This window comes from Rhodococcus sp. 06-470-2 (assembly GCF_002258235.1).
GTDB lineage: Bacteria > Actinomycetota > Actinomycetes > Mycobacteriales > Mycobacteriaceae > Rhodococcoides.
Map to the genome: position 1 here is coordinate 20,494 of NZ_NOYB01000001.1, position 12,513 is coordinate 33,006.

The window sequence follows — 12,513 nt, forward strand, 5'->3', positions numbered from 1 at the left end:
TTCGGGCGCAGAGATAAGTTCCGTATCGGTCACGGAGGTCCTTTCCTTCCCTCGCTCGCTCGATGCGCAGCCGAGGGTTCGTTCCGCAGTTCGGCGTTCTGCCGAACTCGGATATTGCCGTTCATGTTCGACGCACTCCGTCGACGACACCATCGATCCTCGACCGCAGAGAACCACGGGTAGGATCGAGTCAGGAGCGTCACATCACTCGGACGTTTGAATCCCCCGAATACAGCGACCTGATTGCCCTGACGAAACCGGCGTCTGAAGCGCACGATGTACGGACAGGGTTCACCATAGCGCCGTTGTCCCCACTCGGCAAGAACCCTACTCGGTGTTCGTCACGCGACGGTGACTCCGTCGGCCACGTCGAGGTCGAGCACTCGCCACCCCTCGGCCGACGCGGCCTCGCGCAGATCGGCCGGAAACTCGTCGGTGCACAGCGCCATGACCGTCGGGCCCGCGCCGGACACCACGGCTGCGATGGACCGCGCGCGCAAGGTGGCGATCCAGCGCGTGGTGTCGGGCAGCGCCTGAGCACGCTGACCTTGATGCAGCAGGTCCTCCGTCGCGGACATCAACAGATCCGGACGCTCGGTCAGCGCCACCACCGCGAGTGCACTTCGGCTGACATTGAAGGCCGCGTCGCGATGGGGCACCAACTCGGGCAACAGTCCCCGGGTGTGCGACGTCGACGAGCGCTCGGACGGTACAAGCACGACGACCTTGATGCTCGGGTGCACCTCGAGCCGAACGGCCGCGTACTTGCGCGCCGTCACACTGGCATTGGGCGGTTCGCTCCACGACACGACCGCACCGCCGAGGCAACTCGCGGACGCGTTGTCGGGATGACCCTCGAATTCCGACGACAGCTGGACGAGCTGGCCCTCCGACAGCGCGAGCGACCGATCCACCTTCGCAGCGAGCGCATTGGCAGCCGCCAGGCCCCCGACCACAGCCGACGCCGAGGATCCGAGCCCCCTCGAATGGGGAATTGCGTTGCGGCAGTGCACATCCAGTCCGTCGGCCCACACTCCGGCCGCTTCGAGTCCCCGCTCGATGGCGCGCACCACCAGATGCGTCGGGCCCCACGGCACGTCCGCCGAACCCTCACCGTCGACGTGAATCCGAAGTCCCGACGCGGTGGTCTTGACCTCGATCTCGTCGTACAGCCCCAAAGCGATTCCGAGACTGTCGAATCCGGGCCCGATGTTGGCACTCGACGCCGGGACGCGCGCGGTGACCGTCAGCCCGATGGGCAGTGTCGTCGTCATGGCCGGAGATTCCGTCAACTCAGGCCAGCTCGAGCGCAGCCGCGACAGCGACGGGATCGACCGAAATCGGCTCTACGACAGGCATTCCCGACAGCGCAGTGTCGGGATCCTTGAGGCCGTTTCCGGTGACCGTACACACGACGGTCAGGCCCGGCTCCAGCCAGCCTTCCTTTCGAGCTGCCAGGAGTCCGGCGACACTGGCCGCGGAGGCGGGCTCGACGAACACACCTTCGGTCTTCGCGATCAACCGGTACGCCTCGAGGATCTCCTCGTCGGTCGCTGCGCGGAATGCTCCGTTCGACTCTTCCTTGGCATTGACGGCACCGTTCCAGGATGCGGGCGAACCGATCCGGATTGCGGTGGCGATCGTTTCCGGATCCTTCACCGGCGCACCGTGAACCAGAGGAGCCGCGCCCGCGGCCTGGACTCCGAGCATCCGCGGCTTGCGCGTGGTGAGACCGTCACGGAAGTACTCCGAGTAGCCACGCCAGTACGCGGTGATGTTTCCCGCGTTGCCGACCGGCAGTGCGTGGATGTCCGGTGCGTCGCCGAGGGCGTCGCAGATCTCGAAGGCTGCGGTCTTCTGCCCTTCGATGCGGACGGGGTTGACGGAGTTGACCAAGCCGATGGTCGGGAACTCGGCCGTCGTCTTGCGGGCCAGTTCGAGGCAATCGTCGAAGTTGCCCTGCACCTGGATGATCTTGGCTCCGTGCATGACTGCCTGAGCGAGCTTGCCCATGGCAATCTTGCCCTGCGGAACCAGCACGGCACAGCTCATTCCGGCCTTGGCCGCGTACGCTGCCGCGGAGGCCGAGGTGTTGCCGGTCGAGGCGCAGAGAACGGCTTCCTGGCCTCGGGCGAGCGCGTCGGTGACGGCCATGGTCATCCCTCGGTCCTTGAAGGAACCGGTGGGGTTGAGTCCCTCGACCTTCAGATGCACTGTGCACCCAGTCAGTTCGGACAGGTGCCCGGCAGGCAACAACGGCGTTCCGCCCTCGCGCAGCGTGACGGTCTTCCAGTCCGGGCCGATCGCCAGACGGGAGCGGTATGCCTCGATCAGACCGGGCCAGGGGGTGTGGACGCTCATACGGTGGTGCCTTCCAATCGGAGAACGCTGGCGACGTTGACGACGACGTCGAGCTGCTCGAGGGATGCAACGGTGTCGGACAGTGCGGAATCGGCCGCGAGGTGCGTGACGACGACGAGCCTGGCTCCGTCACCCGAGCCCTGCTGACGCACCGTGGAAATGCTGACGTCGCGCTTGGAGAACTCGGCCGCCACCGTGGCGAGAACGCCCGGCTTGTCCGCGACCTGCATGCTGACGTAGTAGCGAGTGAGGATGTCACCCATGGGGGCCACCTTGAGCTTGGCGTACTTGGATTCGAGTGGGCCCCGTCCGCCGTAGAACTTGTTGCGAGCGGCCATCACCAGGTCGCCGAGTACCGCGGACGCGGTCGGCGCACCGCCTGCACCCTGGCCGTAGAACATCAGGCGGCCGGCCGCCTCTGCTTCGACGACCACGGCGTTGAACGCACCGTTCACCGCTGCCAACGGGTGGTTCAGCGGAACGAGCGCTGGGTAGACCCGAGCCGAAATTCGCTCCTTGCCCTTGGGCGTGACGATTCGCTCGCAGATGGCCAGCAGTTTGATGGTGCAGTCCAGGGATTTCGCGGTCTCGAGATCGTCCGCGGTGATCTTGCTGATGCCCTCGCGGTAGACGTCACCGGCCGTGACCCGCGTGTGGAACGCGATGGACGCCAGGATCGCGGCCTTCGATGCAGCGTCGTAGCCTTCGACGTCGGCGGTCGGGTCGGCCTCGGCGTAGCCCAGACGCCCTGCCTCGGCGAGGGTCTCGGCGTAGTCCGCTCCGGTCTCGTCCATGGCCGAGAGGATGAAGTTGGTGGTGCCGTTGACGATGCCGGCGACCTTGTTCACGCGGTCACCTGCGAGGGACTGCATCAGCGGGCGAACCACGGGAATGGCTCCGGCCACGGCGGCCTCGAAATACAGGTCGGCGCGCGACTTCTCGGCCGCGTCGGCCAGTTCTCCGGTGTACTCGGCCAGCAGGGCCTTGTTGGCCGTGATGACGGACTTACCCTTCTCCAGGGCAGAGAGCACCAGCTTGCGGGGAATGTCGATTCCACCGAGCACCTCGACGACGATGTCGACGTCGTCGCGGCCGACGAGTTCGGCCGGATCGTCGGTGAGCAGCTCGGGCGGAACTCCACGATCACCGTCGACCCGACGCACAGCGATGCCCCGAATCTCGAGTGGCGCACCGATTCTCGCCTCGAAGTCCTCGGCGTTCTCGGTGAGGATCCGAACGACCTCGCTGCCGACGTTTCCGAGTCCGAGTACGGCGACGCCTATCGGCTTCGATGTCATGGCTGAACCTCCAAGCTGAGCAGATCTTCGATGGTTTCCCGCCGCAGGATCAGGCGCGAATGCCCGTCCTTGACCGCAACCACAGCGGGCCGCGTCAGCAGGTTGTAGCGACTGGACATGGAGTAGCAGTAGGCCCCGGTGGCCGCTACCGCGAGCAGGTCACCCGGGCCGACGTCCGCTGGCATCCACGTGTTCTTGATGACGATGTCGCCACTCTCACAATGCTTTCCGACCACCCGAGCCACGAGCGCCTCGGCTTCGCTCGTCCGCGAGACCAGCCGGCAATCGTATTCGGCCTGATACAGCGAGGTTCGGATGTTGTCGCTCATGCCGCCGTCTACGCTGATGTAGCGCCTGCGCGTCGTCTTGTCGACGGTGACGTCCTTGATGGTGCCGACCTCGTAGAGCGTGACGGTGCCCGGTCCGGCGATGGCGCGGCCGGGTTCGACGGCGATCGTCGGGACAGGCAGTCCCACCGCGGCGGATTCCGTCTCGACGATGGCGGTCAACTTCGCCGCGAGCTGCTCCACCGGCGGCGGGTCGTCGGTCGGCACGTACGAAATGCCCATGCCGCCACCGAGATCCAGCGTCGAGATCTGGGAGGTCTTGTCGACGCCGAACTCCGAGACGATGTCTCGGAGCAGCCCGATGACCTTGTGCGCTGCCAGCTCGAAGCCGTCGACCTCGAATATCTGCGAACCGATGTGACTGTGCAGTCCCACGAGGCGAAGGTTGTCGGCAGCGAACACGCGCCGGACGGCGTCGAGCGCCGAGCCGTCGGCGAGCGAGAAGCCGAACTTCTGGTCCTCGTGCGCGGTAGCGATGAACTCGTGCGTATGCGCTTCGACACCGACGGTGATGCGGATCAGCACGTCCTGCACCACACCGGCCGCTCCGGCGACGTCGTCGAGTCGATCGATCTCGATGTTGGAGTCGAGTACCACATGTTCGACGCCTGCGCGCACGCCCGCCTCGAGCTCGACGACCGATTTGTTGTTGCCGTGCATGGCAATTCGATCGGCCGGGAATCCGGCAGCCAACGCGATGGCCAACTCTCCCCCGGAGCAGATGTCGAGCGAGAGTCCTTCGTCGGCCACCCAACGTGCGATCTCTCCGCACAGGAAAGCCTTGGAGGCGTAGTGAACTCGTTCGGGTGCCCCGAACGCTGCCGCCATTTCACGGCAGCGCGAACGGAAGTCGTCTTCGTCGACGACGAACAACGGTGTGCCGTACTGCTCTGCGAGCTCGGTGACCGACACTCCGGCGAGACGGACGGTGCCGTCCTCACCGCGCTCGGCGTTGCGGGGCCACACCTGCTCGGGCAGCGTCGTCATCTCCGACGCGTCGGCCGGGCGATGGGACATCGACTCTTTCGCGGGGGAATCGGCATGTTTGGGTCCTGCCGGATGTGCGCTCACATGCGCTCCGGTGCGCTGACGCCGAGCAGTTCGAGGCCGTTGGCCAGGACCTGCCGGGTCGCGTTCCCCAACGCCAGTCGTGCGGTGTTCACAGGTCCGGGCTCCTCGTCTCCTTGTGGAAGTACTCGACACGCACCGTAGAAGCGGTGGTACGCCCCCGCCAGCTCCTCGAGGTAGCGGGCGATCCGGTGTGGTTCGCGTAGTTCGGCGGCGCTGGCCACCACTCGTGGATACTCGCCGATCGTCCTGATCAACTCGCCTTCCTGCTCGTGGGTGAGCAGGCTCAGATCCGGCTGCTGAGCGCTGATTCCCAGTTCGGCGGCATTGCGTGCGAGCGAGGCAAGGCGGGCGTGGGCGTACTGGACGTAGTACACCGGGTTCTCGTTGCTCGCGCTCGCCCACAGCGCGAGGTCGATGTCGATGCTCGAGTCGACGGACGAACGGATCATCACGTACCGGGAAGCATCGACGCCGATGGCTTCGACCAGGTCGTCGAGGGTGATGACGGTTCCGGCACGCTTGCTCATCTTCACGGCCACGCCGTCGCGGACGAGGTTGACCATCTGGCCGATGAGCACCTCGACGGTCTCGGGGTCGTCTCCGAACGCAGCCGCGGCCGCCTTGAGCCGTCCGATGTACCCGTGGTGGTCTGCTCCGAGCATGTAGATGCACAGGTCGAAGCCGCGCTGCCGCTTGTTCTGGAAGTAGGCGATGTCGCCGGCGATGTAGGCGGCGTTGCCGTCGCTCTTGATGACGACGCGATCCTTGTCGTCACCGAAGTCGGTGGACCGCAGCCACCAGGCCCCGTCCTTCTCGTAGAGGCTCCCCGAGGTCTTGAGGTATTCGACCGACTTGTCGACGGCCCCGGACTCGAAGAGCGAGTTCTCGTGGAAGTAGACGTCGAAGTCGACACCGAACTCGTGCAGGTTCGCCTTGATCCGATCGAACATCAGCTCGGTGCCGATGGACCGGAACGCCTCCTCCCTGGCCTCGGTGTCCAGTGCGAGCGCGTCGGGTCGCTCGGCCAGCACGTGCGCTGCGATGTCGGCGATGTACTCACCCGCGTAGCCGTTGTCGGGTGCAGGCTCACCCTTCGCTGCGGCGATGAGCGAGTGAGTGAAGCGCGCGATCTGAGCGCCGTGATCGTTGAAGAAGTACTCGCGGGTGACCTCTGCTCCGTGGGCGGTCAGGATGCGGCCGAGTGCATCGCCGACGGCGGCCCACCGGGTACCACCGAGGTGCACCGGGCCGGTCGGGTTGGCCGAGACGAACTCGAGGTTGACCTTCTTGCCTGCCATCGTGGAACCGTTGCCGAATGCCGCACCTGCGGCGAGTACGCGGGCGACGATCTCGCCCTGCGCTGCGGCGGCCAGCCTGATGTTCAGGAATCCGGGCCCTGCGACGTCGGCATCGGCGATGGCGGCGTCGGCGGCGAGAGCCTCGGCGAGCCAGCCGGCGAAGTCGCGGGGATTGGCTCCGGCCTTCTTCGCGACCTGCAGTGCCACGTTGGTTGCGTAGTCGCCGTGCTCGGGATTTCGGGGACGCTCGACGGTCAGCTTCGCAGGCAGGACGGATGCATCCAGGCCGCGGTCGGCAAGCACCTTCGCGGCGGTCGCGTGAAGCAGTTCGGCAAGATCGGCGGGAGTCACAGGTAGCTATCCTATTGGCTGGTGCGCGGCGTCCTCGCATCCACTGCCCGTCTGCCCGCGAGCAGCCTCGGCCGACGCGGTCCGCGCAGGCTCTGAGCACGCTCTCAGGCAGAGAACGTACAGTGAGGACGCTCTGCGCCGACGCTCATCCAATGATGCCGTCACCAGCAGATACGCAGCACCAGCGCAACCGACCACCACCTTTCCTCGACTGAGAGAGCAACTACAGCGATGCCAACGGGTCCCGACAAAGGCAGTCAGAACAAGTCGGCTGCGAAGGCAGACAAAGCCATCAATGCAGCCAACAAGAAGTCAGCTCGCAAGAAGAAGGGCGGTGTGCCCACCGCCACGGGCAGGCAGATTCCCTGGCTGACGGTTGCCGGTGTCGTCGTTGTCGTCGGTCTCGTAGCGGGCCTCGGGATCAATCTGTATCCGAAGTACCAGGACCGAGCCGAGGCGCAGAAGTTCGCACCCAGCGAGGCCAATCAGGATCCGTCGACGGGCATCGAGGGTGTGACCGTGCAGGAGTACCCCGCGGCTCTACACGTCGGGCGCACGCAGCGGGTCGCCTACGACCAGTCGCCGCCGTTCGGTGGACCGCACGATGCCGTGTGGGCCACCTGTACGGGAATCGTCTATCCCGAGGCCATTCGCACCGAGAATGCCGTGCACTCCCTCGAGCACGGTGCCGTGTGGGTCACCTACAACCCCGACGATCTGAACGCGGACCAGATCCAGTCGCTGGCCGATCGCGTCGACGGTGAAACGCAGATGATGATGTCGCCGTACCCCGGCCTCGACTCCCCGGTCTCGCTGCAGTCGTGGGGCCACCAGCTCAAGCTGGACAGCGTGGACGACGAACGCATCGGACAGTTCATCTCTGCACTTCGACTCAATCGCTTCGCCTACCCGGAGGTCGGCGCCAGCTGCGCGTCCGTCCCGAACACCAGCGGTGACGGCTTCGATCCCGACAACCCGCCGCTGTTCGATGCCTCCGCTCCCGGCGCGGACGCGGTGCCGATGGACGGTGCCGGGATCACTCCCGACGCCAGCGAGGCCGGTGGCACCGGCGGGATGCAGCTGCCCAGCGATCTCCAGATCCCCGCGAACTGATGACCGCACCGACACCGACCGAGAATGCGGAGGCCACCACGTCTGCGACCAAGCCGAGCCAGCGCACCGCGCTGGTGGCCCTTGCGCTGATCGCCGTCCTCGTGATCGGCTTCGCCGTGGGCTTCCTGGTGCAGAGTCCACTGGGCGGCGACGACAGTGCACCGGCCGCGGACTCGGTCGATGTCGGCTTTGCTCAGGACATGACCGTGCACCACAACCAGGCCATCGAGATGGCCGCGGTGGCGCTGACCAACGCCTCCGATCAGGCCGTCAAGAACCTGGCGTTCGACATGCTGACCTCGCAGCAGAACCAGGTGGGACAGATGCAGGGCTGGTTGGCCCTGTGGGATCGAGCACCGATCTCGACCGACGGCTACATGACCTGGATGGCCGAGGACGACTCGCACGGTCACTCGATGGGCGGGATGTCCATGGATCCCGGATCCTCTGACCCCACCCGCGCCATGCCGGGAATGGCCAGTTCGGCCGAACTCGCCGCGCTTCGCCAAGCCACCGGCTCGGACGTCGACGTGATGTTCCTCCAGCTCATGCTGCGCCACCACGAGGGCGGCCTGGCGATGATGGAGTACGCGCAGACGCACGCGCAGTCACCTGCGGTGATCAATCTGGCGAAGTCCATGGTTGCCACCCAGACCAGCGAGTCGACGCTGATGAAGCAGATGCTCGCTGAGAAGGGTGCGCAGCCGCTGCCCGAGGGGTGATTTCGACTCGCGTCCCGGATGCGCTAGTCTTTCGTACAGCCCAACAGGCACACCGGTTTGCCGGTGCGCCCCCGTAGCTCAGGGGATAGAGCGTTCGCCTCCGGAGCGAAAGGCCGCAGGTTCGAATCCTGCCGGGGGCACACATCTTTCACGCAGTTCACTGTCGTACGGTGGCTGCTCGAACGAGACGGTGGACTTCGATGTCCGAGGATCTCCCCCACATCGACACCGTCGTCGACGATCTGTATTCGCTCCCTCCCACCGATTTCGTCTCGCACCGCACCGCATACGTTTCCCGCTTCAAGAAGGCCGGCGACAAAGCCGGTGCCACCCGCATCGGTGCCCTCCGCAAGCCCACGGTCGTGGCGTGGTTGGTGAACACACTCGCTCGGCGAGACGAATCGGCTCTGGCCGAACTGTTCGATCTGGGCGAGCAACTCGAACGAGCCCAGCAGCGCGGCGACGGCCCCCGGCTGCGTGAATTGTCCACTGCTCGAAGCACTTCGATACGCGCCCTGACCGATCGTGCAGTCTCGCTGGGACGCGAGACCGGGACCACCGTCGGCGACAACGCTGCCCGCGAGATCTCCAACACCCTGAACGCAGCGATGGCCGATGCCGAGATACGCGACCGCGTGCGTGCCGGCCGAACCGTAGTGGCCGAAACGTACAGCGGCTTCGGACCTGCGCTGCTCTCCCTCGTTCCCGACCCGCCCGACGAGAATGACGGTGCAGAGTCCGACGAGTCCGACTCGCCGTCTTCGGAGATCGAGGACGACCGGCAGGAAGCGGACGAAGCCGAACGGAACCGGCTGCTCGCCGAACTCGAATCGGCCGAATCCGATCTCGATGCCGCACGAACCGAAGCCGAGGACGCCCGAACCGACACCGAACGAACGGCGTCCGAATTACACAGTGCTGCAGCGGAAGTAGAGCAAATCGAGTTCCAGTTGGAGGCAGCCAGGGCCACCGCGCAGGCTGCGCGAGAAGCGAACGAGGCCAGTGTCCTACAGGCGGAGTCGACGGCGGAGGTACTCGAGGCGGCCCGCGCACGCGTCGCCGAAGCCCAGTCCGCCCTCGAGGAACTGAGCTGACCTACGCTGACGGGGTGACCACACGCTGGCAGGCCGAGAACTCCGCAGACGATTCCGCACGCTACATCGAGCGTTTCGACCGCCTGGCCGAACGCGGTGTGGATCTGCACGGCGAGGCCCGCATGGTCGACGCGGTGGTCTCCCCCGCGTCGAGCATTCTCGACGCAGGATGCGGCACCGGCCGACTCGGCGCGGAGTTGGCCCGACGCGGACACCGGGTGACCGCAGTGGATCTCGATCCGGTTCTGGCCGAGGCAGCGCGCGCACATTCCGAACTCGACGTGCACGTCGCCGATCTGACGACGCTGGATCTCGGCCGGACCTTCGACGCGGCCGTGGCCGCGGGCAACGTACTGGTCTTCATGAAACCCGGAACCGAACGCGCAGCGCTCGAACGCATCTGGGCACACCTGACCGGTGGCGGGGTGTTCGTCGCCGGATTCGCCACCGATCGGGAGTACACCGTCGACATGCTCGACGCGGATCTGGCGGCGGCCGGCTTCGTCCTCGAACACAGATTCGCGACCTGGGATCTGCGGCCCTGGCACGACGACGCGGACTGGGCCGTCACCGTGGCACGCAAGCCCGCTCTGCTGGCCTGATGCGAAACGAATCGAGACCGACCATTGCTGGTCGGCCTCGATCGAACAGAGCGAGCGACGGGATTCGAACCCGTGTGAACGGCTTTGCAGGCCGGTGCCTAGCCACTCGGCCACACCCGCATCACCGATGACGATGCCGTATCGAGTGGGCGCGGCCCACAGTTTCGATCGCCGTGATTCGAACCCCGAGGGTTGGTTCGGACGCCCAGGGGAAGACTGTGCGTCATGAAGGAACACTTGGCCAAGCTGCGAGAATCGTTCTGGTTCATTCCTGCCGTCCTCGGAGTTGTCGCACTCGTGCTCGCGCAGGCACTGGTGAGTCTGGATCGCTACCTGCTGGACACCCGCGTGGATCTGACGGGCTCGCTGCTCTATCACGTGGGTGCCAGCGGTAGCCGCGACATCCTCGGTGCGATCGGCGGGTCGATGCTCGGCGTGGCGGCGACGTCGTTCTCCATCACCATCTCGGTTCTCGCCACCGCCAGCTCCTCGTACGGCCCCCGCCTGGTGCGCAACTTCATGGCCGATCGCGGGAACCAGGTGGTGCTCGGCATCTTCGGTGCCACGTTCCTGTACTCGCTGATGGTGCTGCGGTCGATTCGCTCGATCGAATCCGACGGGTCGGTCTTCGTGCCGGACATCGCCGTGAACGTCGCGGTGGCGCTCGCGGTGGTCGACGTGGGTGTGCTCGTCTACTTCATCCATCACATCGCGCAGTCGATCCAGGTGGCGACGCTGTCCGCCCGCGTCCGGGACGAACTGTCCGAGTCCGTCGACGCGCTCTACCCACCCGAGCAGCCCGCCGATGCGGCATCGGCGGAGGGCATCGTCAAGCCGCCCGTCTACACGACGGTGTTGGCCGAGGAGTCCGGGGTGATCATCGACATCGACGAAAACGGCTTGTTGGACATCGCTGCCGACACCGACACGTTGATCGACATTCATCGAGTACCCGGTGACCATGTCGTTGCCGGTGAACCGCTCGCCGACGTCCTGGCAGATCGCTCGGCAGACATCTCGGCGGACGCGATCGGACGAGTTCGAGGGTCGTTCGACATCGGCACTAGTCGAACACCCCGACACGACATCGCTTTCGCCGTCGAGCAGATGACCGAGATGGCGGTACGCGCTCTGTCGACGGGGGTCAACGATCCGTACACGGCACGCAATGCCATCGACGATCTCACGGTCGGGCTCGTCGCAGTCGTCCAGCGCCCCATGCCCTCTCGTGCTCGTCGCGGCTCCGACGGCACCGTGCGGGTGATCACCCGCCGCGTTGCCGTTCCGTCGTTGATCGACCATGCCCTCGATGCCGTGCGGATCTACGGCACCGGCAGCCCCATGGTGGTGCAGGCAGGCATACGTCTGGCCGAACGAGTGGGTCGCGCGGCACAGTCCTCCGAGAACGTCGATGCCGTACTGACCCAGCTGGACCTGCTGGACCGCGCACTGGCATCCGGCGACACCGACACCGCCCGCACAGTCGAAGCCCGAGAGCAGATCTCGCTCGCCCGCGTGGCGATCACGGATCGAGTTCCGCTCGCAGTACCTCGCGTCGTGATTCGGTAGACGCCGGAAGCGGGCACCGTGGGAGGATGGTCGGTATGCCAGCACCGTCCCCGCTTCCCCTCGATCCCATTGCAGAGGCACACCGCCAGTGGACCAAGCACGGCTGGTCCGAGGCCGCCGACGGTATGGCCGCGGTGACGTCGTTGATGCGTGCGCAGCAGATCATGCTGGCACGGGTCGAGGAAGCGTTGAAGCCGACGGGACTGACCTTTTCGCGCTACGAATTGCTGACGTTGTTGACCTTCACCAAGAACGGCGCTCTTCCGATGGCGAAGGCAAGCGCACGTCTGCAGGTGCATCCCACGAGCGTGACCAACGCTGTCGATCGCCTCGAGTCGGTGGGATACGTTCGACGCATCCCGCATCCGAGCGATCGGCGCACCACGCTGGTCGAAATCACCGAGCAGGGACGCACGTTGGCGGTCGAGGCCACCGAGCGCCTGAACTCACTGGTGTTCGCACGCCCCGGGCTGGCGCGTGACAAGTTGATGGCGCTCGTTCGGATCCTGGCGGAACTGCGTTCGGATGCAGGCGATTTCGACAGTGATGACATAACCACATCGTTCTGAGTTCGATGGTGACTCGTCACAAGACAATGGCACACCCGTACCGTTCGTGATCCAATTGCACTGGGAACAGGGCGGAGTCGAGCTGCTGAAGGGCGGGGCGGGGTACTGGTGTTGGGGG

The 12,513-nt window shown here is 65.7% G+C and carries 11 protein-coding genes and 2 tRNA genes; 7 read left to right on the plus strand and 6 right to left on the minus strand.

What is annotated here, in order from left to right:
* Positions 1–341: 341 nt before the first annotated feature.
* The 5 genes from thrB to argS are packed head-to-tail and all read right to left on the minus strand — an operon-like array spanning position 342 to position 6,726.
* Positions 342–1,274, minus strand: a complete 933-nt coding sequence (thrB, locus tag CH276_RS00115; RefSeq protein ID WP_032393512.1) for a homoserine kinase — start codon at positions 1,272–1,274, stop codon at positions 342–344.
* A gap of 19 nt (positions 1,275–1,293) precedes the next feature.
* Entirely contained in the window at positions 1,294–2,361 is a 1,068-nt protein-coding gene (gene thrC / locus CH276_RS00120) for a threonine synthase (RefSeq protein ID WP_027497914.1), read from the minus strand.
* Positions 2,358–3,659 (minus strand): homoserine dehydrogenase, encoded by a 1,302-nt coding sequence (locus CH276_RS00125; protein ID WP_032393511.1) that lies wholly within the window; start codon positions 3,657–3,659, stop codon positions 2,358–2,360. The genes thrC and CH276_RS00125 overlap by 4 nt, the downstream gene beginning before the upstream one ends.
* Positions 3,656–5,077, minus strand: coding sequence for a diaminopimelate decarboxylase (lysA, locus tag CH276_RS00130; RefSeq protein ID WP_094632244.1), 1,422 nt, complete (start codon positions 5,075–5,077; stop codon positions 3,656–3,658). Before lysA ends, CH276_RS00125 begins: the two co-directional genes overlap by 4 nt.
* Complete coding sequence (argS, locus tag CH276_RS00135) at positions 5,074–6,726, minus strand: arginine--tRNA ligase (RefSeq protein WP_045194459.1); 1,653 nt, start codon at positions 6,724–6,726, stop codon at positions 5,074–5,076. The genes lysA and argS overlap by 4 nt, the downstream gene beginning before the upstream one ends.
* 231 nt (positions 6,727–6,957) lie before the next feature.
* Between argS and CH276_RS00140 the strand changes: the two genes are divergently transcribed.
* The 5 genes from CH276_RS00140 to CH276_RS00160 all read left to right on the plus strand — a co-directional run bounded on the left by CH276_RS00140 (position 6,958) and on the right by CH276_RS00160 (position 10,257).
* The gene (locus CH276_RS00140; RefSeq protein WP_094632246.1) at positions 6,958–7,839 is read left to right on the plus strand and encodes a DUF3105 domain-containing protein; all 882 of its coding nucleotides are present in this window, start codon (positions 6,958–6,960) and stop codon (positions 7,837–7,839) included.
* Positions 7,839–8,561 (plus strand): DUF305 domain-containing protein, encoded by a 723-nt coding sequence (locus tag CH276_RS00145; protein ID WP_094632248.1) that lies wholly within the window; start codon positions 7,839–7,841, stop codon positions 8,559–8,561. The genes CH276_RS00140 and CH276_RS00145 overlap by 1 nt, the downstream gene beginning before the upstream one ends.
* Before the next feature lie 67 nt (positions 8,562–8,628).
* Positions 8,629–8,701 (plus strand) — tRNA-Arg (locus CH276_RS00150).
* 60 nt (positions 8,702–8,761) lie between these two features.
* Entirely contained in the window at positions 8,762–9,655 is an 894-nt protein-coding gene (locus CH276_RS00155) for a hypothetical protein (protein ID WP_094632250.1), read from the plus strand.
* Between the two features lie 14 nt (positions 9,656–9,669).
* Positions 9,670–10,257, plus strand: a complete 588-nt coding sequence (locus CH276_RS00160; protein ID WP_094632252.1) for a class I SAM-dependent DNA methyltransferase — start codon at positions 9,670–9,672, stop codon at positions 10,255–10,257.
* Positions 10,258–10,306: 49 nt separating this feature from the next.
* On the opposite strand, the gene CH276_RS00165 is transcribed toward CH276_RS00160, so the two are convergent.
* Positions 10,307–10,377 (minus strand) — tRNA-Cys (locus CH276_RS00165).
* Between the two features lie 105 nt (positions 10,378–10,482).
* On the opposite strand from CH276_RS00165, the gene CH276_RS00170 reads away from it, so the two are divergent.
* Together CH276_RS00170 and CH276_RS00175 are read left to right on the plus strand one after the other, a co-directional pair.
* On the plus strand, positions 10,483–11,826 hold the full coding sequence (locus tag CH276_RS00170; protein ID WP_094632254.1) for a DUF2254 domain-containing protein: 1,344 nt from the start codon (positions 10,483–10,485) through the stop codon (positions 11,824–11,826).
* 35 nt (positions 11,827–11,861) lie between these two features.
* Positions 11,862–12,395 (plus strand): MarR family winged helix-turn-helix transcriptional regulator, encoded by a 534-nt coding sequence (locus tag CH276_RS00175; RefSeq protein WP_032393535.1) that lies wholly within the window; start codon positions 11,862–11,864, stop codon positions 12,393–12,395.
* The last annotated feature ends 118 nt before the right edge of the window (positions 12,396–12,513 follow it).

What these genes read in the sequence shown, in the direction of transcription:
- thrB (WP_032393512.1), bottom strand. Translation starts at nt 1,274, where the DNA reads ATGACGACGACACTGCCCATCGGGCTGACGGTCACCGCGCGCGTCCCG.
- thrC (WP_027497914.1), bottom strand. Translation starts at nt 2,361, where the DNA reads ATGAGCGTCCACACCCCCTGGCCCGGTCTGATCGAGGCATACCGCTCC.
- CH276_RS00125 (WP_032393511.1), bottom strand. Translation starts at nt 3,659, where the DNA reads ATGACATCGAAGCCGATAGGCGTCGCCGTACTCGGACTCGGAAACGTC.
- CH276_RS00140 (WP_094632246.1), top strand. Translation starts at nt 6,958, where the DNA reads ATGCCAACGGGTCCCGACAAAGGCAGTCAGAACAAGTCGGCTGCGAAG.
- CH276_RS00145 (WP_094632248.1), top strand. Translation starts at nt 7,839, where the DNA reads ATGACCGCACCGACACCGACCGAGAATGCGGAGGCCACCACGTCTGCG.
- CH276_RS00155 (WP_094632250.1), top strand. Translation starts at nt 8,762, where the DNA reads ATGTCCGAGGATCTCCCCCACATCGACACCGTCGTCGACGATCTGTAT.
- CH276_RS00170 (WP_094632254.1), top strand. Translation starts at nt 10,483, where the DNA reads ATGAAGGAACACTTGGCCAAGCTGCGAGAATCGTTCTGGTTCATTCCT.
- CH276_RS00175 (WP_032393535.1), top strand. Translation starts at nt 11,862, where the DNA reads ATGCCAGCACCGTCCCCGCTTCCCCTCGATCCCATTGCAGAGGCACAC.